Below are 25,532 nucleotides of genomic sequence, written 5' to 3'. Positions count from 1 at the left end.
TGTTTAGTTTTGTATCACTTTTAGTGTTTTTCCATTCACAAAATCATCGTGAGAGATAAAATAACCCGGGAGTTTTTTTCCGTCTAATTCAATTGTTTTGATTTTGCCATCAGTATTTTTTTCCCTTTCAATTACAATACTTTTATTTTTATAATATTTTGAATCCAGTTGAATGGTTACTTTATCAAACATCGGTGTGGTAATCGTATAGACCGGATCGCCGGGTGCTATCGGATAAATTCCCATCATGGAATACACCAGCCAGGCCGACATGGTTCCGGTATCATCATTTCCCGGCAGGCCTTTGGGTTGATTCTGAAAATATTTCCTAACAAGTTTTTGAACCATTTCCTGGCTTTTCCATTCGTTTCCTTTTATATAGTTGAAGAGATACGGATAAGCAATGTCAGGTTCGTTGGCCATGTCAAATTGTTTGCTGTCAAATACTTTTTGCAACTGGCTGCTAAACGCTTTATCACCACCCATTAGTTTTATAAGTCCCCTGATATCATGCGGTACCATAAAAGCATATTGCCAGGCATTTCCTTCTATAAAACCAATATTTTCTTCAAAATTAGCTCCGGCAACAGGATCAAAGGGTTCGTACCATTTTCCGTCTGCAGTTCTCGGGCGCAGTAATTTTAAATTTTTATCGAATAATTTTCGGTACGATAGGGAACGGTTTTTAAAACGTTTCTCGTCTTCTTTTTTGCCTAAGGCTTTCGCCAAAAGAGCAATCGAATAATCGGAGGCATTGTATTCCTGTGTGGTCGAAACCGGTCCACGGTGATTGGTGCTCAGATAGCCTTTTTCGATATATTCTTTAAGTCCGGGACGCAACGGATTATTTTCGATCTGGTCTGCTCCTTTCAGCATGGCACTGTACGCTTTTTGAATATCAAAATCACGGATTCCTTTTAAGTAGGTATCTGCAATCACAATACTGGCAGGATCTCCGACCATGGTAAAGGTTTCTGTTGCATTTAATTCCCACTTGGGAAGCCAGCCGTTTTCATCATACATTTCGAGCATGCTTTTCACCATATCCGACTGTTGCTGCGGATAGGCCAGAGCCATCAGCTGATGCAGATTCCGGTACGTATCCCATAATGAAAATACGGTGTAACGGGTATTTTTGGTTGTTCCGACTTTCCCTCTTTTGATTTCCGGGTATTCTCCATTATAATCATTTAAAGTATTGGGATGAATTAAAGTATGATACAGCGCTGTGTAAAAAATAGTCTTATCTTCTTTTGATCCGCCTTCGACCAGAATTTTCGAAAGTTCAGTATTCCATTCGTCACAGGTTTCTTTATAAACCGTTTCAAAGGATTTATTTCCGGTTTCTTTTTCTAAGTTTTCACGGGCATTTTCGATGCTTACATACGAAACCCCAATTTTCACCTCAACGGTTTCTTCTTTGTCAAACTGATACGAAAAATAGGTTCCTATGCTGTCCCCAACGACCATTTTCGTGGTGTTTTCCATCATTCTCGCTTTCCCGTTATAGGTCATCCATTGGGCTTCTGTGCCTTCATATTTTGATGGTTTTTTCCAAACGCCAAACTGATCGGCAGGTTTGGAAAATCTCGCCACAAAATAGACCGGATAAGCCGCTTCGGGACTGTTATAACAAAAAGAACCGACACTTCTCATGCCTTCAATTTCTGAGGGAGACACTACTTTTACCATTGCTCCTTCTTCGTTGGTTAAACCCAGACCAAGATTTAAAAGCACATTCGATTTTCCTTTTGGGAAAGTAAATTTACTGACCCCTACTCTTTTTGATGCTGTAAATTCTGCTTTTACGTTGTATTTGTCAATATTGACGCTGTAGTAAGCCGCCCTGGCCACTTCGTTTGAGTAGGTGGAGCCGTAAGTGAGATGATTGATTTCTACGGCTCCTGTTGTTGGCATTAACAATATAACGCCTAATTCGGGGCAACCTACTCCACTTAAATTGACCTGACTGAATCCGGTCAGGAATGTATTCTCCTGTACATACGGATTGGACAGCCACTGACTGTCTTTTTCTAATTTATTCTGCGATCCTGCTACGTTAAACGGACTAATACTGGCCATTCCTCTTGGCGCAATCGGTCCCGGAAAAGCAGCTCCGTAATTTGAAGTTCCAATAAACGGATTTACAAAATCTGCCGGTTGCTGTGCTAAAACAGCTGTGCTAAAAAACAGCATGCCCAAAAAACATGCTGTTTGTATTGTGATCCTTTTATTTAAAACCATATTCTAATTGCTATCGGTTAATGGCTTCCACTTTTAACGTCCAGGCTTCTTTTGCCGGTAAATTATTTCTTAAGCTTTCCGGAATTACAACTTTGAATCCCTGAGTTTCTTTGGTCCATTTTAAGGCTGTTTTTGAACCTAACATGGTGATTTTGGTTCCTTTTTTAGGATTTATGGATTTTACCACCACTTCCGCAGGAATTTTTGTTTCTCCTTCTTTCGCCAGATAAAACAGGAATACGTTTCCAGCTTTATTTTGCGTCATGCAAATGTTATTTTCCTTAAAAGGCTCGATTGGTCTGGTATTATAAATACCGGAACTGTTTACTTTCATCCAGTCTCCGTAGGCTTGCAGTAAATCATAAGCCCCCTGCTCCCATTCACCTTCCGGGCTTGGAGCCACATTCAGCAATAAGTTTCCGCCTTTTGCCACAACATCAATCAGCATGTGGATGCCTTCTCTTCCGGTCATGTATTTCGCACCCGGACTATACGACCATCCCCCGCCTGACGTAATACAGGATTCCCATGGATAAGGCAATGTTTTATCAGGAACACGGTTTTCAGGCGTTAAATAGTTTTGGTTTTTTCCGTGTACGGCTCTGTCCACCACGATTAATCCCGGTTGTTTTTGACGTGCTTTTACCACCAGTTCATCCATTTTTGGGTCCTGATCCACTACTCTGTGTTTGATAAAACCATTTTTGGATTCGTTTTCGGCAAACTTCTCTTCGTAGTTTTCTTTTAAGTTTTGCTGGTCTCTTTTTCTCACCCATCCGCCATCTAACCATAAAATATCAATTTTACCGTAATCGGATAATAGTTCTAAAATCTGGTTGTGCGTGAAATCAACATATTTCTGCCATTTCTCCGGATATAAGGCCGGATCATAGTTTACGTTTCTGTCGAATGGCGGAAAGTACGGATCCCAGTAATTTTCGTTATGCCAGTCCGGTTTAGAGAAGTACGCCCCAACGGATAAGTTTTCGTTTCTGAAGGCATTAAAAACTTCTTTGGCAATATTCGCTTTTGGATTTGTACTGAATGCACATCCGGCGTCAGTTACTTTATAATCGGAATATTTGGTATCAAACATATTGAAACCGTCATGGTGTTTCGTGGTAAAAACCATGTATTTCATTCCGGCATATTTAGCGGCTTTGGCCCATTTTGCAGGGTCGAATTTTACCGGATTGAATGTTTTTTTCAGGCCTTCGTATTCTTTTACATACGCGTTGTAATTACCGGGATTGCTTCCTTTTTTACGTTCGCACCATCCATAATCTTCCGGGCAGATGGACCAGGATTCTACGATTCCCCATTCGCTGTATGTTCCCCAGTGCATGAGCAGACCAAATTTTTCGCCCTGCCAGGTGTCTAAATTTTTTAATACTAACGGATCGGTTTCCGGCACGTATCTTTCATCTTCGTAAATGGCTTGTGAAAACATTTGAACCGAAAATAAAATGGCGATTATGAATATTCCTCTTTTCATTTTTACTCTATTTATCATGTTTTATTTATTCTTTTTAATTCACTAAAATTTCATCGACAAACAACCAGGAACTTTCTCCTTTCGGGCTCTTTTTTAAATTACCTGCGATTACTTTTACATATCTGGCATTTTGTTTCGCAAAACTGATTTTAAAATCTTTCAGTTCCGAAGCAGGATTTACGGCGTACGGACGCACTATTTTTCCAACTTCTTTGTATTTAATGCCGTCATTGGATACCAGCACTTTCAGGAATATGGGAAAATTAACCCCGGCGCCCTGACTTTCCAGCGTTCCGATCGTTACTTCTTCGACACTTTCGACTTTATCAAGATCAACCACTAATTCCATATCATTGACCAGCCAGGCCTGCCATTGTCCGTCATGAAAATTTTTGCTTCCCCTGATGGCATTGACCATCTGAAAAGGGCCGTCTCCTTTGTAATTCTGATTAAAAGGCGTTAGATAATTCACTTTATGTCCCACTCCCTTGTGGAATACAATACTGTCTGTGAACGTTTTCCCAACCGGTTTATCATTTTGAAATAAGGATGCTTTTAAAACCGTTGTTTCTGTAAACGCTATCGGGCTGGTGTATTTTAAGGCATTGTGATCGATATTTTTATTGCCTAAAACGTAACGGATATCCGGGTTTGGAAATTCATTTTTTAAAGTCACATTGATTTTCTTTTGTGACATGTCTGCCGCAGATGAGGCCGTCACCAGATAAGCACTTTTTGCATAGTTGATTCCGAGATGGTCATAACGTCTTAATAATGAAGCCAGTCTTCCGGTAAAATCTACCCAGTTGCGGCTTTCTTTCGTGCTCCATAAGGTTTCAGACAAAGCAGCTAATCTTGGAAAAATCATATATTCTGAATCTTTTGGCCCCGGTAAATGCTCGGCCCATAAATTCGCCTGTCCGCCTAATACATGTGCCGCTTCCTGAGGCGTCATTCCGGGAACAACAGGATCAAATTTGTACACTTCATTGAGTGGATTATAGGCATCAAAAGCAATGGGTTCTTCGTTTTGCGGGCCCTGGTAAAAATTAAAATAACAGGGAGATTCCGGTGTCATAATAACATCGTGACCTTGTTTTGCCGCATCAATACCGCCCTGTGTTCCTCTCCAGCTCATCACGGTTGCTTCCGGAGCTAAACCTCCTTCTAATATTTCATCCCAGCCAATGATTTTTTTGCCTTTCGAATTGATGTATTTCTCCATTCTTTTCACAAAATAACTTTGCAGTTCGTGGGTGTTTTTCAAACCATTGTCTTTCATTCTTTTTTGGCAGTTCGGACATTTTTCCCAATTGGTTTTGGTGGCTTCGTCGCCTCCGATATGAATGTATCTGGAAGGAAAAATGGCAATGACCTCATCGATTACGTTCTGTAAAAATTCAAACGTAGTTTCTTTCCCGGCACAATAAATATCGGTAATAGGCCATAATCCGCCTGACGGAACTCCGATACGCTGATCGAAACACGCCAGTTCAGGATAAGAGGCAATCGCGCTGCTGACGTGTGCCGGCATTTCGATTTCGGGAATAATTTCGATGTTTTTGGCAGCGGCGTATTTTACAATTTCTTTTAATTCTTCCTGAGTCAGAAATCCGCCGTAGGTTCCTTTTTCATCCGGATTTACGGTAAGTCTGGCATTCCAGCTTGTGTTTTCCTGATCTACTCTCCAGGCTCCTACTTCTGTAAGTTTCGGGTATTTTTTTATTTCGATTCTCCAGCCCTGATCGTCCACTAAGTGCAAGTGCAAAACATTCATTTTGTGCATGGCGAGACGGTCGATAGTCTGCAGGATGTACTTTTTATCAAAGAAATGGCGTGACAGATCCAGCATGAGTCCTCTCCACTGAAAGCGCGGCTGATCATTTATGGTAACAGCCGGAATTTCCCATCTGGCAGAAGTCACCACGTACTGACTTTCTATCGCTTCGGGAAGTAACTGCCTGATACTTTCCAGTCCATAAATAAAACCGGCATTGCCCTTCGCAGTAATGGTGATGCTTTTTGAATTTACGTCCAAAACATACGCTTCATTTTTTAAAGCCGGATCAACTTTGAATTGTACAAAGTTACTAGCCGGAATGGCAGTGGCGATTTCAGGTTTCCAGCCTGCAGCGGTTTCAAATTTCTGAATTAAAGCTGCTGCGGCTTCTTTTTGAAAATCACCGCTCACCACAAATTTAGTTTCTTTGGAAAATTTAAAAACACTTTCTTTTACCACCAGCTGTGTGGGTTTCGGAATGATTTGAATATCCTTTTCGGTATAGGTTTTCTGACTGTAACCTGAACTTAAAACAGCCAGGAAGAGTACGACAAGGAATGGTTTTAATATCCTCATAATGAATTATTTTAGGGATGGTGTTATTTTAAACTGATACTGATAGGTTTTGTCTCTCAGGAGATATTTCTCCATTGGCCATGCCTGCCAGCTATCAATACCGCCAACGCCCATTTGTTTGTAATCAATTTTTAAACTGGTTAAATCTCTTTCTTTCAATTCGGCAGCGTGTCTCTGGTCTTTTTGCAGTCCGTCATCCAGATCTTCGTTTAAAAAGTGCAAAGCCGTTGTCGCCAGTAACTCATTTGAAGTAACCGTTATTTTCAACTTATCGTTTGACAGCTCCAGCCAGCGAACATCAGTTTTATTTCCGGTTTCCTGCGGACGGATGTACGGATAATATTGCTCGGAAACCGTTTGGTTGTAAAGACCAACCTGTGAACTGTAATTTCTGTCGATATAATTTTCGTGCGGCCCTCTTCCGTAATAACTCAGCGTACTGAAATTTTTCGGCAAAATGATTTCCATTCCAAATCTTGGCAATACGGGTGTTTCTTTTGTCTTATCAATGTTCAGCTGCTCTTTTACGCTTAGTTCCCCATTGCTGTTAATTTCATAATTTAATTCCAGAGTCGAAGAAACGGCAGGCAGATTGTAGGTTGCTTTTACTAAAATGGTATTGTCTTTTGTAGCGGAATAAACCCAATTTGCTAATACCGGATTCTCTGTGGCGTCTTTCCAGGCTTTTAATTGTACCTGAAGATTTGCTCCGAAATCATTATCATTTGGTGCTCTCCAAAAGTTGGGACGCAATTGGTAGCCTTCTTTTAAAACAGTTTCATTATTGAATGTGTACCCATTCATAAATCCTGTTTTTTTATCGAAAGTTATAGTCGCTTTATCACTTTTAAATACGGTATTACTGGCTTGTTTCTCTACTGAAATTTTCCCTGTACCCGTTATTTTGATATCATTTTTCCATGTTCCTTTATACGCTAATTGCTCTGTCGCAATTTGGAAACCTTTCGGCAAAAACGGCTCGTCTTGTTTTAACTGATAGGTGATATTTACAAAAGCTTCCTGAAATTTTTTATCTCCTAATTTAATTGGCAATGTATAGGTTTTGGACTGATTGGGATCAATGGCCAGGTAATCGATAACGCCTGTGTCTTGCTTGATTCCGTCTAAAACTAATGTCCAGTGCAGGGTGACATTGCTTAAGTCTTTAAATGAAAATTCGTTGTAAACTTTAATCGTTTCAGTGGCCTGATTATCCCAGGACGTCAGGATATTCTGCAGTACATTTCGCATTTCCAACGCGTGCGGATTTGGCTTTCTGTCTACTGTAAAAACTCCATTATTCACGAAGTTGTTGTCGCTTCTTACATCTTTTGGTCCAAAATCTCCACCATAGGCCAAAATACGGGTGCCATCAGCTGTTGTTTTATACACTGACTGATCGATCATATCCCAGATAAATCCTCCCTGAAAGTTTGGATATTTGCGAATCACATCCCAATAATCTTTAAAATTCCCCATCGAATTCCCCATAGCGTGTGCATATTCGCACTGAATATAGGGCCTTGATGGATTTGGATTGGCCAGAATGTATTCTTCCATTTTGTTGGGAGAACTGTACATGGGGTCTATAATATCAGAGTCCCATTCGAATTTCAGGTCTTTTCCGTCCCAGGCTCCGGCAGTGGCTCTTTCGTACTGAATCGGCCTTGATTTGTCCCTGTTTTTAATCCACAGATAACCTCTGTAAAAATTATAACCGTTTCCGGCTTCATTTCCCATACTCCAGATAATTACCGAAGTGTGATTTTTATCTCTTTCGATCATACGCTGCATACGCTGAATGTGTACCAGTTCCCAATCCGGTTTGTTGCCCAGCGTTTTGGTAATATCATAACCCATTCCGTGTGATTCTATGTTGGCTTCATCCACCACATAAATGCCATATGTATCGCATAATTCGTAGAAATATTCGTCGTTTGGATAATGCGACATCCTTACGGCATTGATATTAAATTCTTTCATCAGTTTAATATCTTCTTCCATCCGTTCTCTCGAAATCGTTTGCCCGGTTACCGGATCCGTTTCATGTCGGTTTACACCTTTTATGTAAATGGCTTTTCCGTTTACTAAAAGCTGTCCGCCTTTGATTTCTACTTTCCTGAAGCCCACATTTTGACGAATGACTTCGACCACTGCTCCTTTTTTATCTTTTAAAATAAAATGGACCTGATACAGGTTCGGAATTTCAGCACTCCATTTTTTAGGATTGCTGACAGCGAAATCAAAAGTTTGTTTTTCGCTTAAAGCGGAAATATTTTTTGAAGTGACGATTTTATCGCCGTCTTTTAACTGAATGTCTAAAGTATAGCCTTCTTTTTTATCTAAGCCTGTAAATTCCGCAGCAATTTTAAGCGTTCCGTTGACATAGGAAGCATCTAAATCGGGAATAATTTCATAATCTTTTAAGTGCGCTTTGTTTCGGGCCACCAGATAAGAATCCCTGGTGATTCCGCTCATTCTCCACATGTCCTGACATTCTAAATACGAACCGTCACTCCATTTCATTACTTTTAAAACGATGTTGTTTTTACCGGTTTTTACATATTTATTCAAATTAAATTCAGAAGGCAATTTTCCGTCTTCGCCATAGCCCACATACACTCCGTTGACCCAAACCGTAAGATTTGATTTTGCAGTACCTACATGAAGAAAAATATCTTTTCCTTCCCAGGATTTATCAATCGTAACTTCTCTTCTGTACACTCCTGTCGGGTTGTAACTTGTGGGAACAAACGGCGGATTGGGCTTCATTAAATAATCAAAATCATAAGTGGTATTAACATACACCGGATATCCGTAGCCATTTACATCCCAGCTTGCCGGAATTCTGAAATTATCCCAGGCCGCATCATTAAAAGTGCTGTTTTCGTATCCAGTTGGTAAATTACCCGGGCTGTCCACATATTTAAATTTCCAGGTTCCGTTTAGATTGAGATAGTTTTTAGATTCTTTCCAGTCGTTTTTAGCAGCCAGTGCTTCATTTTCAAAAACATAATAGGCAGCATGCATCGGCTCCCGGTTCTCTTCATTTATTTTTTCATTTTGCCAAAAGGGAACTTTTTCCTGTGCGTTAACCGTCAGCATTGCAGTAAGGAATAATGATACTATGGATATTGTTTTTTTCATTTTTGTTTTTGTTTGAACACATAGCCCGATAGCTATCGGGATAGATTTTAAAAGTTTAAAAAATGATCTGACATTTATTTAAATCTTTGTGAGAGAAAAAATCTATTTTTCTATGTGTTTAAAATTTATTCGCAATTCAACTTTCTCAAAGTTTGTCATTTCGACGAAGGAGACTCGAGCGATGCGAACAGACGAAGTAAATCTCCGTTAGTAATTCCGCATAGAAGATCGCCACTCTTTGTAGAGCTTCTTGCGAAGATTTCTTCTTCGTCGAAATGACAATATTGCGTGTAATATTATGAGCGTAATTTAGCTTTGTCAAAGTTTAAAACTTTGACAAAGCTTCTGTACGATAATTATTTATCCCACGACATTTTAAACTTCGCATCTTCCATTCGGTGTCCTTTTTCCTCGTCGGAAATGGCATAATTAAATCCGGATCTTAAACTGTAACCGGCATGTTCCCCGTTTTTATTCAGGGCGATAAATCCGACCTGCAGGTATTCCATGTCTTTATGGTTTTTATGTTTGTTGTAAATACGTTCTGTAATTTCCTTGCAGGCATCAAAAGGTGATTTTCCCTGACGCATCAATTCGACTACCATCGCACTTCCGGCAGTTCGGATTACTGCTTCACCTAAACCGGTTGCGGCAGCAGCTCCAACTTCATTATCAAGAAAAAGACCCGCGCCGATGATTGGGGAGTCACCGACGCGACCGTGCATCTTCCAGGCAGCTCCACTTGTGGTACAGCCACCAGACAGATTACCGTCTTTATCTAACATTAGCATGCTTATGGTATCGTGATTTTCTATATTGATAACCGGTTTGTATTTGGAATCTTCCAGCCATTTTTTCCAGTCTTTTTCAGATTCCGGAGTCAGCAGATTTTCTTCCTTAAAGCCTTCGGCCAGTGCAAACTGAAGTGCGCCCTGTCCGGCCAGCATCACGTGAGGTGTATTCTGCAATACTCTTTTGGCTACCGAAATCGGATGCATGATGCCTTGCAGAAAACAAACCGAACCACAATTGCTGTTATGGTCCATGATGCAGGCATCCAAAGTTACTTTCCCTTCGCGATCCGGATATCCACCATAACCAACACTTCGGACATTCGGATTTGCTTCAGGAATTTTCATACCGGCTTCAATGGCGTCCAAAGCTGATTTTCCGGCTTGTAATTCTTTCCAGCTTTCCTGATTGGCAGGTAAACCATGGTTCCATGTTGAAATGATAACCGGTTTTTTTTGCTTTTTTATTGGATTTTCTAAATCTGCTTCCTCATCTTTGTTTTTTGCAAATCCGCTATAGCCTAAAACCGAACTTAGGGCCAGTGTACCTAAAGTTGTTTTTTTTATAAAATCTCTTCTATTTGACATCTGTTTACTTTTTAAATGAAATATACCGGAAAAATACTATTTTAAACTGGCTTTTGTTGCAGCGATGGTCTTTAAATTACCATCGGATAATGCATTCCCGTCAAAGAAAGAAACCCCTGTTGCACCGTTCTCTTTTGCCAGTAAAATGGCTTCCTTCAGTTCGGCATCTGATTTTAATCCCGGGATATAAATTCCAGTATTGATTTTTGTCTTTTTTCCTTCTAAATCAGCAACTCCCTGTTTTGTAGCATACCCAACCCAGGCCGTTTCCTCATTGTAAAAACTATGGTAAATCATTGGGTACACCTCATCGATATTCCATTTATCCCATCGCTGGCGCACCATATGATCTGCCATTTCAGGATAAGGGAATACGGCTGCCGTTAATTTTACATGGTGTTTGTGCGCAATTTCATAGGCATCATCAACCACGGCTTTTATCGCATTCAGTCTGAAGTTTTTCCACTCCATATCAATGGCTGTATTGTGGCTTGTTTTTGGATTTTTATGATGTTCTTTTTCGAATTTACTGACACAGGCGTCACAATAACAGAAATCAAATTGCGGTAATTCTTCGTCCTGCACCAAATTGTATTTTGGAAGTAAACTGATCGGAAGAAAAATGTCCGGAAAACGGATGTAGTCTAAATGTACGCTTTCAATTCCTTTTACTTTTGCCAGACCTTCCACAAGACCCAGAACATGTTCCCTGGATTCTTTTTTTGTGGGGCACAGCCATTGGTAATAGTCTACGTAAGGTCGATTATCAAAACAGGACTTTCCGTCTTTACTGACCTGGTACCAGTCCGGATGCTGTAGGGCTACGGAATCGTTGGGGCGGTTCATGGTCATAATCCAGGCGTGTACTTTTAATCCTTTTTCTTTCGCTATCGGTACTAGTCTTTCTAAAAGTTTTGGGTCTGTATTGGTATTGATCAAAACCTCATCGATACCGCCTTCTTTGTATTTTTTGAATTCTTTGGCGTACTCTTCATCGGTTCTTTTGGCGTCGGCAGTAATCCATACCCCAAATTTAAAAGTAGTTTCCTCCTTTTTGGCACACGAAAAAAGAGTTAATGCCAAGATAAAAAGTAATAGTTTTGGTAGTTTCATAGTCGGTTTAGTTGGTTATAATTTTGCCATCTTGTCTGATAATAAATGTTTTATCGGAAAATGGACTTTTTACTGCAATATTAAATCCGGTGGTGTGGTTTTCCAGTTTCGGTTTTAAAACGTTGGTGTCAATGGTAATCGGTTCTTTCGTTAGACTTGCCAGAGACGTTGCCCATGTATTGTTCTTTTGATAATATTCTTTTTGTGCCCTGTAAAGCGTGTACAATTCCCATTTTACTTTTTCATCCTGCGGAATTGTAAAACTGTCTTTTCCTTCTTTGGAAGAAAAATAAACATAACCCCATTTTTCCGGTTCATGCATATTGATGACACCCATGGGCGACCACACCCAATTGTACTCCGGTAAAAATTTGCCGTCTGTACCCTTTTTGCGTTCGTAGCCTTTTTCGGTTACGGTGTGCTGCCAGTTTACCCTGGAAAAATTGACGCGCCAGAATTTATCTGCGGGTACATTTTTGTCAAAATACGAAGTTTTATAAGATGCCCAGGGAATGGCCATTTCTAACACCCATCCTTCATCAGTATCTTTTGGGTTATTCAGCGTTCCTTTGATTTTTACCGCGGATTTCAGGCCCGGAATATTCCAGTCGTTTAAAACAACATTATCATTTTCTCTGTAAGGTTTTGACAAAAACAGATCCCAGGCTGTATTTAATGCATTAATTTCTAATTCGTAATAATTAAAAGTGTCGCTATCGGGGTCAATAAAAACTTCAAAATCATTATTGTAAAAAATAATCGTATCGCGCTGTTTTAAATTCGCCCAGACATGGGGTTCCTCAAGCTTAGCTAAAATATAAAAATTGGTTTCATCCCAGAGCATTTTTACTTTTGTGCCATATTTCGGTTTTACGTTATTTTCGATATCTTCAAAAAGAGCTGTCCATTCTGCTTTATTCCAGGCAGCATCATTATCCTCTCCATCAATTACAATTGGATTTGCTGTTTTTGAAGCCACATAGGTTTTAGGTGTAATCCCCTTGCCTGACTGAGCAAAGCCAGACAAAGAGAAACACCCGAAGATCAGTACCAATAACTTGCTTTTAATTCGCATCATTTTCTATAAACTGTTATCTTTTGTGAACTGTACCACTTCACTTAATTTACCAAACGCCATCGCCACCACGGTATCTGCTGCTCCGTAATAAACGGCTAATTTATCTTCTTCCGCATCATGCAAAGCGGCGCATGGGAATACCACATTTGGCACATCGCCTACCTGTTCGTAAAGCTCTGCCGGACCTAATAAATAAGGCTGTGTTCTGTATTTTACATTCTCCGGTTTTTCTGTTTCCAAAAGGGCTGCCCCCATTGCATAACGGAAACCGTTGCAGGTATTGATTACCCCATGATAAAGCATCAGCCAGCCTTCATTCGTAAGAATCGGAATTGGCCCTGCCCCCACTTTGGTACACTGCCAGGCACTGTCTTCAAAAGGAGTTGGTTTCATTACGAGTCGGTGTTCTCCCCAGTATTTCATATCAGGACTGTAACTGATCCAGATGTCTCCAAAAGGCGTATGTCCGTTATCACTCGGACGGCTTAACATCGCGTATTTTCCGTTTATTTTTTGTGGAAATAAAACACCGTTTCGGTTGAAAGGCAGGAAGGCATTTTCGCACTGGAAAAATTCTTTAAAGTCAAAAGTATACCCGATACCAATTGTAGGTCCGTTATACCCGTTACACCAGGTGATCCAGTAACGGTCTTCAATAAATACAACACGCGGATCGTATTTATAAGCCGATTCAATCATTTCTGTATTACCCGACTGCATTACGATTGGTTCGTGATTAATATCCCAATCGATACCATTTTTACTGAAACCGGCAAAAATATTCATTTGTACTGCTTTGTTATCACATCTGAAAACACCAGCAAACCCATCTTCAAAGGGTACTACAGCACTATTGAAAATACTGTTTGAGGAAGGAATTGCATATCGGTCAATAATTGGATTTTCAGAATATCTCCACATTACATCATTACTGTTTTCGGGTCTGTCTTGCCAGGGAATAGTGCTCATTTTTTTGTTTTTTATTGTTTGTTTTTTTATTCTAAAAGCTTTAGTCGAAACTTTTACCAAAGCGTGCTACTTTTGATAGTAAGCGTATTTTTGTCATTTCGACGAAGGAGAAATCTCCACCAGTACTTCCGTATAGTGAATCTCCAATCTTTGTCGAATTTCTCACGGGGATTTCTCCTTCGTCGAAATGACAAACTATGGCGTAAATCTTTGTCAAAGTTTAAACTTTGACAATTTGCCTAATCCGCTATTTTTCTAACTTTATCTAACCACGTAAATTTCAAAATTGTTGTCGTCACCAGGAAAACTGCCAGGGCCACTATTGCTTTTGGATAATCTTTGATAATAAAGAATATCGGAAGCAAAATCATACTCGACTGCCATACAATTCCGACGGCACAATTGAGCATGTCCCTGTAGAAATCATTATTTTTTTCGAAAGTATGATCTTCCAGTTTCAATGTTCTGTACACCGGATTCCACCAGCCCCAGGGTCTTACATTGGTATAGAAAGATTTTAAAACTTCCATATCGGTTGGTTTGCTCAGGAAAGTTCCCAAAAGACAGCCTAAGATAGAAAATCCAAATATGACAGGAAACAAATAAATGGCCTGCACTTCCGACAAATCGTACAAAAAGGATCCGGCTGTGAAATTTCCTTTATTCTGTCCCAAAATAAATTGAAAAGAAGCTACCAGTAATCCGGCAAACATTCCCCAGAAATAGCCCCATCCGTTAAAACGCCACCAGATCCATTTCAGGAAATTGGCTGCAACGTAACCGCCGTATAAAGCACTGGTAATCCATAAGGTCAGCGAGTTGATCGAGTCTGCAAAAAAACCCATAAAAACCCCAAGTCCTACTACAAGGAAAGAAGAAATCTGGCTTACCTTGATGTAATGTGCATTAGTGGCCACCGGTTTGAAATATTTTTTATAAATATCATTTACAATGTACGCCGGGCCTGCATTTACGAAAGCAGAGAATCCGGACATGAAAGCCGCCAGTAAACCCGCCAGTAAAATTCCCTTGATCCCAACCGGGATGTATAAATTCACCACTTTTGGCATTAGTAATTCTAAATCGGCTCCGGTTAAAACTGTATTGGCATTTAATTCCGGTGCTAAATTCATCAGGGCGATGACTACAATTCCGGTGATTAACAAATACCTCGGAATGAATAAGATCAAATTGGTAAAACCACTCATGTATGCCGCTTCTTTGACCGATTTCGTCGAAAGAATTCTTTGTAAATCATAACTTGGCGTCGGGCCTGCAATACTGGCGAAAAATCCTTTGAATAAGGTCATTCCTATAAAAGCACCAAACATTTTATAACCTTCAGAATCGATCAGGTGATTAAAAGTTTCAAACTTATCACTCCACTGGGTTTCAAACTGCCATCCGAAGAAAACATTTTTCCATTCTTCGGTTATCACCGAATTGATCTGAATATCGGTATAATGGATAAAAGCATAACCGGCAATCAGTACACCGGCAATAATCATGATTAAATACTGCACGACTTCTGTGGCTACAACAGAAAACATTCCGCCTTTAACGGTATAAATCGTAGTTAGAAATATAATAATCAAGGCATACGAGCGCTCTGAAGTCAGTAAAATCAAATCGCCATAATGAAGCGTTAAATCCCACGGAAGAATAATGGTTACAAATTTCCCGATACCTTCAAAAAAGTAAGCAATGAAACCAATAGTCGAAATAATGGCGAAAATAGCCACAATAATATGCGATGCTTTTCCGGCCCTGTCACTTCCAAAACGGGTTAGAATCCACTCAGAGCCTGTCATTACTTTTGATCTCCTGATCCAGACGGCCAGGAACATCATGACAAAAATCTGGTTCCAGATCGGCCACAGCCACATAAACATAAAACTTTTTACGCCATATAAAAACAGCACGCCAATCATCCAGGAAGTTCCTGAAACATCAAACATTCCTGATCCGTTGCTCAGTCCAAGGAAATACCATTTGATGGTTTTTCCGCCAAGGAAATAATCATCTAATCCTTTTGATGCTTTTCGTGAAATCCAGATTCCTATTCCTACGGAGAGCAGGATGTAGGCTACGATAATTGATACGTCAATAATGTCCATTAATTTTATGTTTATTTATAGTTAGTTACGCTAATTTTTATTTTTTTATTCCCCAGTTTTTATTCGGTTCCGCTCCCATTACAAAATGAAGTATTCCTCCTTTTAAAATCTGCTGATGTGTAATTACGGTCTGATCGAATGCAACGCCGTTTAAGGTGGCCGACTGGATGTAGAAATTTTTCGCCGAAACATTTTCTGCCTCGATGACAAAAGTTTTTCCTTCCTGAAGATGAATGGTTGCTTTTTCGAAAATCGGACTTCCTATTTCATATGCTCCCGAAGCCGGATTCATCGGATACAATCCCATCGAACTGAAAACATACCAGGCCGACATTTGTCCGCAATCTTCGTTTCCGCTTAAACCATTGGGTGTGGTGTTGTATTGGGTATCTAAAATATGACGCACCCAGTATTGCGTTCTCCACGGCTGATTCGCATGATTGAACATATAGGCAATATGATGGCTTGGCTCGTTTCCGTGGGCATACTGGCCAATTAATCCGGAAATATCTGCCGAAACATTATTTCCTGTAATCTCGGAACTTTCGGTAAAAAGCTGTTCTAAACGGTTTGTAAAAATTTCATTACTGCCGTGTAACCGGATAAAGTCTTCTACATTTTGCGGTACAAACCAGCTATGTTGCCAGGCATTTCCTTCGGTGTAATCGGTATGTTCCCTGTGATTGGAATGTTTGGCATCGAAAGGTTCGTTCCAGGACTTCCCGTCTTCAGATTTTCCTCTCATGAATCCTGTTTTCGGATCGAATAAAAACTGGTAGGCTTTAGAACGTTTCAGGAAAAATTGATAATCGTCATTTTTACCCAATGCTTTTGCCATTTGCGCCACACACCAGTCATCGTAAGCATATTCTAAAGTGATCGTAACGGACTCGTCTAATAAATTGTATGGAATATAGCCGTATTTTTTATACAAATTCAGTCCGCGTTCATCCTGCATCATGGTTGCTTTCATGGCCTGATAGGCTTTTTCGGCATCAAAACCTTTAATGCCTTTCAGGTAAGCATCCGTAATTACCGGAATCGAATGATATCCTGTCATGGTATTGGTTTCATTGGCAGACAAGGTCCAGACCGGCAATATTTTTTTAGTATCATAATACGCCAGCATGGAGTTGACAATATCTGAAGTTTTGTCCGGGGCCAGTAAAGTTAGTAAAGGGTTTTCGGCCCTGAAAGTATCCCATAGTGATAAGGTCGAATAAGCGGTATAGTCTTTTGCCGTAGCAATCTGATCGTCCTCTTTTCTAAACTGACCGTTTTTATCACTATAGGTTACAGGGGCAACCTGAGCGTGGAACATCGCGGTGTAAAAAATTGTTTTTAGGGAGTCGGTCGGGGTCTCGACTTCAATTTTACTTAAAGCTGTATTCCAAATCGAAGCTGCCTGGGATTTTGTAGTATCGAAAGTTGATTTTTCGCCGTCTAAATTGGTTTTGGCATTGGCCACACTAACAGAAGAAAGGGCTACTTTTACCAATAATTCATTCGTATTAGCAGCTTCAAAAAATAATTGCGCTGCTGTGTTTTCTCCTTCTGCTTTAGTGCCGCTAATGATTTGTTTATTCGCCAGTAAAACGGATTCAGAAATTGGTTTTGAAAATTTTGCCACAAAAAACACTTTCTGATTTTTGGCCCAGCCGGTACTGAAACGGTACCCGCTTATGGTATATTGATCTTCAATTGTGATTGCTGTTTTTACGGCTTTATCCCAATTAATGGCAAAACCAAGATCGATGACTACAGACTGCGGATCGTTTTTGGCAAAGGTATATTTATGAAATGCGGTACGTTGTGAAGAAGTTAATTCTACATTGATTTTAGGATCTTCAAGAAAAACCTGGTAAGAGCCCGGTGTTGCTTTTTCGTTAACATGACTGTATTTTGATTTATAAGGTAATTGATCGCGTGAAGTTGTTTTGGTTGTTAAGTCCAGTTTTTTATTGACAGGCATCAATAAAATATCTGCCAGATCGCCGATTCCTGTTCCGCTGAGGTGTAAATGACTGAATCCCGAAACAATAGAATCTGAATAATGATATCCGGAACACCAGTCCCAGCTCGAAATTCCATTATCAGGACTTACCTGAAGCATGCCGAAAGGGACAGTGGCACCAGGATAGGTATGTCCGTGTCCGCCAGTTCCTATAAAAGGATCAACATGGCCCACAAAAACATCTTTTTTGCTGTTATTATTATTTACCTTTATTTTACAGCTTGTAACTAATAACATAAAGAAAATAACTAAAGTAAAGTTCCTCATATAAAACAATCTTAATTTAACTTTAAATTTATATAATTTCCATTTTTATTAAAACTAATTTAGACGGACAACACATAAACTTAGATAAACATCAAAAAAAGTCACAAAATACCACCAATACCATGATTTTAAATTCAGGCAAATTATACCGCATCCAATTGCAATATCACATTATTTTTTGGTTAACTTATTTCGTTTTTAACACGTTTCGCTGGGGCAGTTATTTCAACGATTATGCCTATTCCCTAAAAACCAATTTATTGGGTTTTCCCATACACATGGCGCTTTGTTACCTGAATATCCTGATTCTGATGCCCAATCTGATTTATAGAAAAAAATACCTGTTGTATGTTATTTCTATTTTATCTGCCATCTTTATTATGGTTGTGGTAAAATTCAATATGACCTACTTATTAATCACGCACAATGTCTGGCCTGAAGGACCTGAAACGATCGATAAATTAACGCTCAATTACACCATTGACATGATGATGGGAGAGCTTTATGTGATGACTTTTGTAACGGCCATTAAGATTACTTTTGATTTTCTAAGGGAACAAAAAAGAGTTACCGACCTCGAAAAATCGCAATTAGAAACCGAATTATTATTCCTGAAATCTCAGATTTCCCCTCATTTTTTCTTCAACACGCTCAACAACATTTATTCTTTAGCGGTAGAAAAATCGGATAAAACGCCCAAAATTGTCCTCAAACTTTCAGAGCTGATGCGTTATATGCTTTATGACACGAAAAACAAAAAACAAAGCCTGGAAAATGAAATTCTTTGCATTCAGAATTACCTGGATCTGGAGAGAATCAGAAACGGGGAAAGGCTCGAAGTAAAAATGTCTGTTTCGGGAGATATTCATGACAAGGAAATCAGTCCCATAATATTGTTGACTTTTATCGAAAATGCATTTAAACACGGCGTAAACAAAAACACCGGAAAAGTAACGATTGACATCAATTTTAAGGTCAAGGAAAATTTCCTTCATTTTACGATTTCAAACCCTACACCAGAAATTACCGTACATAAAGACAATTTTAACAAGTCAAGTGGTATAGGAATTGAAAATGTAAAAAAAAGACTCGAATTAGGATATAATAAAAATGACTATAAGCTTTCATTTAAGAATAAAAAGAATATTTTTGTCGTAAAGCTAGTGATTAAGGTATCTTAGTTCTGTTTAAACTATTTTTTTATACTATCCCCCCCGATTCTTTTATAAAGAATAAATACTATACTAAAATGAAAATAAATTGTTTGATCATAGATGACGAGCCGTTAGCAATCAATGTTATTAAAAATTACTTAGAGGCCGTTGAAAATTTTGAGGTTGCAGCTACTTTCAGCAATCCCATAGAGGGCCTTAATTTTGTAAAAAACAACAAAGTTGATGTGATTTTTCTTGATATTAATATGCCGGTTCTGGATGGTATCAATTTCATTAAAAGTTTAGAAAACCCTCCTTTACTTGTTATAACCAGTGCTTATAGTCAATTTGCAATAGAAACCTACGAACTGGATGTTTTGGATTATCTGGTAAAACCTATTGAGTTTCCGAGGTTAATGAAAACACTCAATAAAATCAGCAAGAGATTAAGCAGCAGCACTACTACTACTCCACTGGAAAACAGCGCTGAAAGCCCCTTTATTTTCGTTAAAATTGATAAAAAAAGAATGAAAAAAATCTTTTTTAATGAGATTCTGGTGATCGAGAGTTTAAAAGATTATTTAAAAATAAACACCTTAACAGGCAAATACATCATTCACAGCACCTTATCTGATTTTACAGATTTATTGCCCGAAAGAAACTTTTTAAGAATACACCGTTCCTATACCATAGCCATTGACAAAATTGATGCTGTTGAAGGAAACAGCATCGAGATTGAAGGCCTTCGCTATGTCATTGGAAGATCGTATATCGATCATGTCAAGCAAAGGATTTTAAATTCCCCGATGTAAATAAACACTTTGTCCTCCTGAGCGAAGTCGAAGGATACGCTGCATAATCTGCAAAGATTGGGAATTTCTGTATGGAATTACTTTGTGCCCTTCGACTTCGCTCAGGGAGACAAAAAATCAAATTGTAACATTTATTTTTCTAACACACGATTTGTCCTCCTGAGCGGAGTCGAAGGATACGCTGCATAATCTGCAAAGATTGATGAATTTCTATACGGAATTACTTTACGCCCTTCGACTTCGCTCAGGGGGACAATAAATCAAATTGTAAACATTTATTTTTCTATTATACCGTTTGTCCTCCTGAGCGGAGTCGAAGGATACGCTGCATAATCTGCAAAGATTGATGAATTTCTATACGGAATTACTTTGTGCCCTTCGACTTCGCTCAGGGAGACAAAAAATCAAATTGTAACATTTATTTTTCTAACACACGATTTGTCCTCCTGAGCGAGGTCGAAGGAGCACTTGGTTAATCTGCAAAGATTGGGCAATTTTCTGTATGGAATTACTTTACGCCCTTCGACTTCGCTCAGGGGGACAAAAAATCAAATTGTAAACATTTATTTTTCTATTATACCGTTTGTCCTCCTGAGCGGAGTCGAAGGATACGCTGCATAATCTGCAAAGATTGGGAATTTCTGTATGGAATTACTTTGTGCCCTTCGACTTCGCTCAGGGGGACAAAAAATCAAATTGTAACATTTATTTTTCTAATATACCGTTTGTCCTCCTGAGCGGAGTCGAAGGATACGCTGCATAATCTGCAAAGATTGGGGAATCTCTGTATGAAATTACTGTGCGCCCTTCGACTTCGCTCAGGGAGACAAAAAATCAAATTGTAACATTTATTTTTCTAATATACCGTTTGTCCTCCTGAGCGGAGTCGAAGGATACGCTGCATAATCTGCAAAGATTAGGGAATTTCTGTATGGAATTACTTTGTGCCCTTCGACTTCGCTCAGGGGGACAAAAATTATTGGTGAGAAAAAAAATAACATAAAAAAATGCGACCCTAAGGCCGCATTTTCAACATACAGGTAACTAACCAAAATAAACCATTTTAAAAAATAATTTATTGTATTTTAAACCAATGAAAACTAAAAATAATAACGTTTGAATGCTTCAATAGCGGAGTAATCTGCTAATCCTAAAGCATGATATTTTTCTGCTGTTAATCTGTTTCTGTCTTCCACCCTTACCCAGAATTCACGACTGTCATCTCCCTGGAACATAACACCGTCTTTTTGAGACTGATGATAAAAAATAGCATGACGTTTTTTAAGCACCTGATCCGGACTCATTGGAACCGCCATCTCAATCTGATAGGATTCCCATTCATGCCACGCTCCGCGATACAGCCATACCCAGCAATCATCCATATAAGGTTTGCTTTTCAGTCTTTTTAACGCTTCAAACAAACTATCCAGACACACTTTGTGCGTTCCGTGCGGATCTGCCAAATCTCCGGCGGCGTAAATCTGATGCGGTTTTATTCTTTCGATGATAGCACACATGATTTCAATATCGGCTTCCGAAAGATTATTTTTCTTTACAGTTCCGGTTTCATAGAAAGGCAGGTCAAGGAAATTGACATTACTATCCGGCAAGCCCAGATATCGGGTTGCTGCCAGCGACTCACTTCTTCTGATTAATCCTTTTAATTTTCGAACTTCCAATAAGTCAATATCATTGCTTTTTTTGCTTTTCAGAAAATTGATGATATTTTCAGATTCCACGGAATTGGCATTTAATGCTTTTGAAATTTCAGCAAATTTTAAAGCTTCTTCATTCGAAACGGCAATATTCCCTGAGGTCTGATAAGCAATATGCACATCATGCCCCTGCTCTACCAGTCTGTCAAAAGTTCCTCCCATCGAAATCACATCATCATCCGGATGCGGACTGAAAATGATGATTCTTTTTCTTTCCGGTGTCGCGCGTTCCGGTCTGTAGGTATCGTCAGCATTTGGTTTTCCGCCAGGCCATCCGGTGATGGTCTGCTGCATTTTGTTGAACATTTTAATGTTCAGGTCATAGGCTGTTCCTTCTTCGGTCAACAAACTCGACATACCGTTGTCGTTATAATCTTTATCTGTTAATTTTAGGAAAGGTTTTTTGGTCAGTTCACTTAACCAGGCAACGGCTTTCAGTTTTAGTTCTTCTGTCCAAATCACCGATTTAACCAACCACGGTGTTTTTACTCTGGTTAATTCAGACGAAGCTTCTGTGTCTAAAACAAATGTTGTGTTGTTGTGCTCTTGTAAATACGTTGCCGGTACTCGTGAAGAAATCTCTCCTTCTATGGTGTCCTTTATAATTCCCGCTTTGCTGATTCCCCATCCAAGCAGTACAATTCTTTTGGCATTTTTTACCGTACCAATTCCCATTGTAATGGCTTTTCGGGGTACATTATCAATTCCTAAAAACGAAGAGGCAGCATCAATTCGTGTCAAATGATCCAGCGTGATACTTCTTGTTCCTGAATTTACGTGTGATCCGGGCTCATTAAAACCAATATGTCCGGTTCTTCCAATTCCTAAAAGCTGAAAATCCAGTCCGCCATAGGCTTTAATTTTCATTTCGTAATCGATGCAATATTGCTGTAAATCCTCATTACTTATGTTTCCGTCGGGAATATTGATATTTTCCGGAAGAATGTTCACATGATTAAAAAGGTGCTCATGCATAAAGTGATGGTAACTCTGAATATTATTTCGGTCCATCGGATAATATTCATCCAGATTGAAGGTCACTACGTTTGAAAAATTCAAACCTTCTTCTTTATGTAATCTAACTAATTCTTCATAAACTTTAATTGGAGAAGATCCTGTTGCCAGTCCTAAAACGCAAGGTTCATTTAATTCTTCTTTTCGCTGAATTATATTTGCTATTTCCTGAGCCACTAAAACTGAAGCTTCCTGAGACGATTCAAAAATCACATTGTGAATCTTTTCAAAACGTGTTTCCTCAAACTTTCCAGCTTCTTTAAAATGTATACCTTCTTTAATCATTTGATTCTAATTCATTTATTAATATGTTAAAATTAGATATTTATGAACGTAAAAAATTAAAAATTCGACTAATAACGCAAAACCTTCGGCAAAGGACATAATTCCAAACTTTAAAAAAATAAACGGCTAATTAACAGCGTCAAATACTATTCGATAACATTTATTTCGGCTATCGAAACCGCCTGTCCTTTTCCGACTCCAGCAAGAGCAACAAAGCGCAGAAAGCGCGCCTTAACCTCATGAAACACTTTAAATTGCTCAATCGGATTATTTTTGATATTCGAAAATTCCCCTTCCGATTGTCTGGTCCAGTTTACCGCGTCTGTACTGGTGTAAAATTCGTAATGAGAGATCAGGTTAAGATTGTTTCCCACTTGCTGCGGAACATAGCTGAACCCTTTTATTTTCAGAACAGCTCCCATATCTAATATGATCTGCTGTGGAAGTTTGTTGGATTCATTGCCAAAGCCCCAGTCTGTATTTGGATTTCCGTCTATAATACGGCTTGCAGTATTGAGATCCCCGCTTGTGGCAGAAAGCACTTTCCATTTTTCTTTAGAAACGCCGTACTTCGCTGTAGTTACGGCACTGCTTATTTTTTCTTCCTGATTCACGGCAATTGCTTTGATCTGAACTGCTTTATTGTACTGGAATGTTCCTTTATATATATTGCTTTTTAGGGTTGGCTTTTTTCCGTCTACAGTATAATATACAGCATTTCCCGGTTCAGAAGTAATGGTTACAGTTCCGTTTTTATCACGTTGAATTTCAGGGGCACGTACAAATGTTGGCGCATTGTACCCCTCAATATTCGAGATAACCACACTGGCTTTTGAATCGGTAATATTTATTTTAAGAGCCGATGCCACCACCCTTTCCAGTCTTAGAATTCGTTTGTAGCCAATAGTGGTTTCATTTGCAATAGTTCTCCATTGACCGTCCACTTTAGCTTCCACCGTAAAAGCTTTCACGCGTTGTCCTAACTTTATATACTCCTGAAGCAGGATTCGGTCAATTGCCGTTGGCTGGTCAAAAGCAAATTCAATAGAGGCCGCTTTTATAGTGTCATCTGTTGCCCAAAAAGTATCTTTATTGCCATCGATAACATTTTCTACAGCAAACTCCGCTTTGTTTCCCTTTACATTAGTAGTAGTTACTTTGCTTTTGAATAGTAGTTCTGTTTTAAAATCTGCTTTTATAGTCGCCACTAATTCTTTCAGTCGGGCTACATCATTTTCATGCACCAGACCTCTTCTGTCAACAGGAAGATTCAGTAATAGATTGGCATTTCGGCCTATAGATTCATAATAAATATCGACCATTTCATCCAGCGGACGAACTTTATCATCTTCAACCGCATGATAAAACCATCCCGGCCTTATAGACACATCAGCTTCCCCCGGAACCCATTTTTCTCCGTCTTCATGTCCGGACATAAATTCTGTGTAATGTACTTTTCCGGCCAGTTCGTCCTTTTGGCGCAAAAGGCTCCAGTTTGTTTTTCCGGCACGGCCTTCTTCATTTCCAATCCATCTGGCTTCAGAAGGCCCCACTCCCCAGACCAGTGTTTTGGGTGCCAGTTCATAGATCATCTTATAGGTTTCATCCCAATTATAATATTCTAATGTATTTATCTTTCGGGTTTCATTTGCGCCTCCGTAATAACCGTCACCGCCGTTGGCACCATCAAACCACATTTCGAAAACATCTCCGTAATTCGTCAGTAATTCTTTCAATTGATTTCTGAAATACGTAATATATTCCGGTTTGCCATATTCAGGGTGATTTCTGTCCCAGGGAGACAGGTATAAACCTAATTTTAAGTCATACTCTTTACAGGCTGCAGCCAATTCCTTTACCAGATCACCTTTTCCGTTTTCCCAGGGAGAATTTTTCACCGAACGTTCTGTATATGCCGACGGCCACAGGCAAAATCCATCATGATGTTTCGCCACCAGTATAATGCCTTTCATGCCTGCTTCCTTTACTACACGTGCCCATTGGCGTACATCCAGATTAGACGGATTGAACAATTTGGGCGATTCGTCTCCATATCCCCATTCTTTATTGGTAAAAGTATTTAGCGAAAAATGCACAAACGCATAAAACTCCATTTCATGCCAGTCCACTTGCTTTTGTGTAGGCAGCGGACCAAATGGTGCGGGGGATTTCACCAATTGCTGAGATTTAATTGATGTTGTGACAAAGAAAAAAAGCAGCAGCAGAAAAGAAGTTTTAATCAGGTTCATAAGTACTCTGGTGTTTGTAAGCTAATTAAAGTTTAAATTTAAAGTAAATTTGTATACTGCCCCATACTATTTCGACCAACAACAATTTTAAAAGAGTAACGGGAAAATTAAATGTTCCGGCTAC

Annotated in this window: 15 protein-coding genes; 2 read left to right on the top strand and 13 right to left on the bottom strand. The window is 39.2% G+C overall.

Going from position 1 to position 25,532, the window contains the following annotated elements:
• Positions 1-3: 3 nt before the first annotated feature.
• From LPB89_RS09325 to LPB89_RS09275, 11 genes are all read right to left on the bottom strand, one after another.
• Entirely contained in the window at positions 4-2,196 is a 2,193-nt protein-coding gene (locus LPB89_RS09325; protein WP_230701484.1) for a GH92 family glycosyl hydrolase, read from the bottom strand.
• Positions 2,197-2,254: 58 nt separating this feature from the next.
• Positions 2,255-3,739 carry an alpha-L-fucosidase gene (locus tag LPB89_RS09320; protein ID WP_230701483.1) on the bottom strand — a complete coding sequence of 495 codons (1,485 nt, stop codon included), beginning with the start codon at positions 3,737-3,739 and terminating at the stop codon, positions 2,255-2,257.
• A 34-nt stretch (positions 3,740-3,773) separates the two neighbouring features.
• Positions 3,774-6,095, bottom strand: coding sequence for a glycoside hydrolase family 20 protein (locus tag LPB89_RS09315; RefSeq protein WP_230701482.1), 2,322 nt, complete (start codon positions 6,093-6,095; stop codon positions 3,774-3,776).
• Between the two features lie 6 nt (positions 6,096-6,101).
• The gene (locus tag LPB89_RS09310; protein ID WP_230701481.1) at positions 6,102-9,242 is read right to left on the bottom strand and encodes a glycoside hydrolase family 2 TIM barrel-domain containing protein; all 3,141 of its coding nucleotides are present in this window, start codon (positions 9,240-9,242) and stop codon (positions 6,102-6,104) included.
• A 356-nt stretch (positions 9,243-9,598) separates the two neighbouring features.
• Positions 9,599-10,621, bottom strand: a complete 1,023-nt coding sequence (locus LPB89_RS09305) for an isoaspartyl peptidase/L-asparaginase family protein (RefSeq protein WP_230701480.1) — start codon at positions 10,619-10,621, stop codon at positions 9,599-9,601.
• A gap of 36 nt (positions 10,622-10,657) precedes the next feature.
• Positions 10,658-11,734, bottom strand: a complete 1,077-nt coding sequence (locus tag LPB89_RS09300; protein WP_230701479.1) for a putative glycoside hydrolase — start codon at positions 11,732-11,734, stop codon at positions 10,658-10,660.
• Between the two features lie 7 nt (positions 11,735-11,741).
• The gene (locus tag LPB89_RS09295) at positions 11,742-12,809 is read right to left on the bottom strand and encodes a carbohydrate-binding family 9-like protein (protein WP_230701948.1); all 1,068 of its coding nucleotides are present in this window, start codon (positions 12,807-12,809) and stop codon (positions 11,742-11,744) included.
• A gap of 6 nt (positions 12,810-12,815) precedes the next feature.
• Positions 12,816-13,781, bottom strand: a complete 966-nt coding sequence (locus LPB89_RS09290) for a glycoside hydrolase family 130 protein (RefSeq protein ID WP_230701478.1) — start codon at positions 13,779-13,781, stop codon at positions 12,816-12,818.
• A gap of 40 nt (positions 13,782-13,821) precedes the next feature.
• On the bottom strand, positions 13,822-13,998 hold the full coding sequence (locus LPB89_RS09285) for a hypothetical protein (RefSeq protein ID WP_230701477.1): 177 nt from the start codon (positions 13,996-13,998) through the stop codon (positions 13,822-13,824).
• A gap of 22 nt (positions 13,999-14,020) precedes the next feature.
• Positions 14,021-15,898, bottom strand: a complete 1,878-nt coding sequence (locus tag LPB89_RS09280) for a sodium:solute symporter family protein (protein ID WP_230701476.1) — start codon at positions 15,896-15,898, stop codon at positions 14,021-14,023.
• A 37-nt stretch (positions 15,899-15,935) separates the two neighbouring features.
• Complete coding sequence (locus LPB89_RS09275) at positions 15,936-18,179, bottom strand: GH92 family glycosyl hydrolase (protein WP_230701475.1); 2,244 nt, start codon at positions 18,177-18,179, stop codon at positions 15,936-15,938.
• A gap of 122 nt (positions 18,180-18,301) precedes the next feature.
• On the opposite strand from LPB89_RS09275, the gene LPB89_RS09270 reads away from it, so the two are divergent.
• On the top strand, positions 18,302-19,360 hold the full coding sequence (locus LPB89_RS09270; RefSeq protein WP_230701474.1) for a sensor histidine kinase: 1,059 nt from the start codon (positions 18,302-18,304) through the stop codon (positions 19,358-19,360).
• Positions 19,361-19,428: 68 nt separating this feature from the next.
• Positions 19,429-20,145 (top strand): LytTR family DNA-binding domain-containing protein, encoded by a 717-nt coding sequence (locus LPB89_RS09265; protein WP_230701473.1) that lies wholly within the window; start codon positions 19,429-19,431, stop codon positions 20,143-20,145.
• Between the two features lie 1,100 nt (positions 20,146-21,245).
• Here LPB89_RS09265 and nagB read toward each other — a convergent pair.
• Both nagB and LPB89_RS09255 read right to left on the bottom strand, forming a co-directional pair.
• The gene (nagB, locus tag LPB89_RS09260; RefSeq protein WP_230701472.1) at positions 21,246-23,159 is read right to left on the bottom strand and encodes a glucosamine-6-phosphate deaminase; all 1,914 of its coding nucleotides are present in this window, start codon (positions 23,157-23,159) and stop codon (positions 21,246-21,248) included.
• A 146-nt stretch (positions 23,160-23,305) separates the two neighbouring features.
• Positions 23,306-25,408 carry an alpha-L-fucosidase gene (locus LPB89_RS09255; protein ID WP_230701471.1) on the bottom strand — a complete coding sequence of 701 codons (2,103 nt, stop codon included), beginning with the start codon at positions 25,406-25,408 and terminating at the stop codon, positions 23,306-23,308.
• Positions 25,409-25,532 lie beyond the last annotated feature (124 nt).

Source organism: Flavobacterium sp. ENC (genome assembly GCF_020991415.1).
Lineage (GTDB): Bacteria > Bacteroidota > Bacteroidia > Flavobacteriales > Flavobacteriaceae > Flavobacterium.
This window is presented reverse-complemented; position numbering and strand designations above follow the sequence as displayed.

Excerpts from the sequence above, each read along its gene's own strand:
- LPB89_RS09325 (WP_230701484.1), bottom strand. The coding sequence starts at position 2,196 with ATGCTGTTTTTTAGCACAGCTGTTTTAGCACAGCAACCGGCAGATTTT.
- LPB89_RS09320 (WP_230701483.1), bottom strand. The coding sequence starts at position 3,739 with ATGAAAAGAGGAATATTCATAATCGCCATTTTATTTTCGGTTCAAATG.
- LPB89_RS09315 (WP_230701482.1), bottom strand. The coding sequence starts at position 6,095 with ATGAGGATATTAAAACCATTCCTTGTCGTACTCTTCCTGGCTGTTTTA.
- LPB89_RS09310 (WP_230701481.1), bottom strand. The coding sequence starts at position 9,242 with ATGAAAAAAACAATATCCATAGTATCATTATTCCTTACTGCAATGCTG.
- LPB89_RS09305 (WP_230701480.1), bottom strand. The coding sequence starts at position 10,621 with ATGTCAAATAGAAGAGATTTTATAAAAAAAACAACTTTAGGTACACTG.
- LPB89_RS09300 (WP_230701479.1), bottom strand. The coding sequence starts at position 11,734 with ATGAAACTACCAAAACTATTACTTTTTATCTTGGCATTAACTCTTTTT.
- LPB89_RS09295 (WP_230701948.1), bottom strand. The coding sequence starts at position 12,809 with ATGCGAATTAAAAGCAAGTTATTGGTACTGATCTTCGGGTGTTTCTCT.
- LPB89_RS09290 (WP_230701478.1), bottom strand. The coding sequence starts at position 13,781 with ATGAGCACTATTCCCTGGCAAGACAGACCCGAAAACAGTAATGATGTA.
- LPB89_RS09280 (WP_230701476.1), bottom strand. The coding sequence starts at position 15,898 with ATGGACATTATTGACGTATCAATTATCGTAGCCTACATCCTGCTCTCC.
- LPB89_RS09275 (WP_230701475.1), bottom strand. The coding sequence starts at position 18,179 with ATGAGGAACTTTACTTTAGTTATTTTCTTTATGTTATTAGTTACAAGC.
- LPB89_RS09270 (WP_230701474.1), top strand. The coding sequence starts at position 18,302 with ATGATTTTAAATTCAGGCAAATTATACCGCATCCAATTGCAATATCAC.
- LPB89_RS09265 (WP_230701473.1), top strand. The coding sequence starts at position 19,429 with ATGAAAATAAATTGTTTGATCATAGATGACGAGCCGTTAGCAATCAAT.
- nagB (WP_230701472.1), bottom strand. The coding sequence starts at position 23,159 with ATGATTAAAGAAGGTATACATTTTAAAGAAGCTGGAAAGTTTGAGGAA.
- LPB89_RS09255 (WP_230701471.1), bottom strand. The coding sequence starts at position 25,408 with ATGAACCTGATTAAAACTTCTTTTCTGCTGCTGCTTTTTTTCTTTGTC.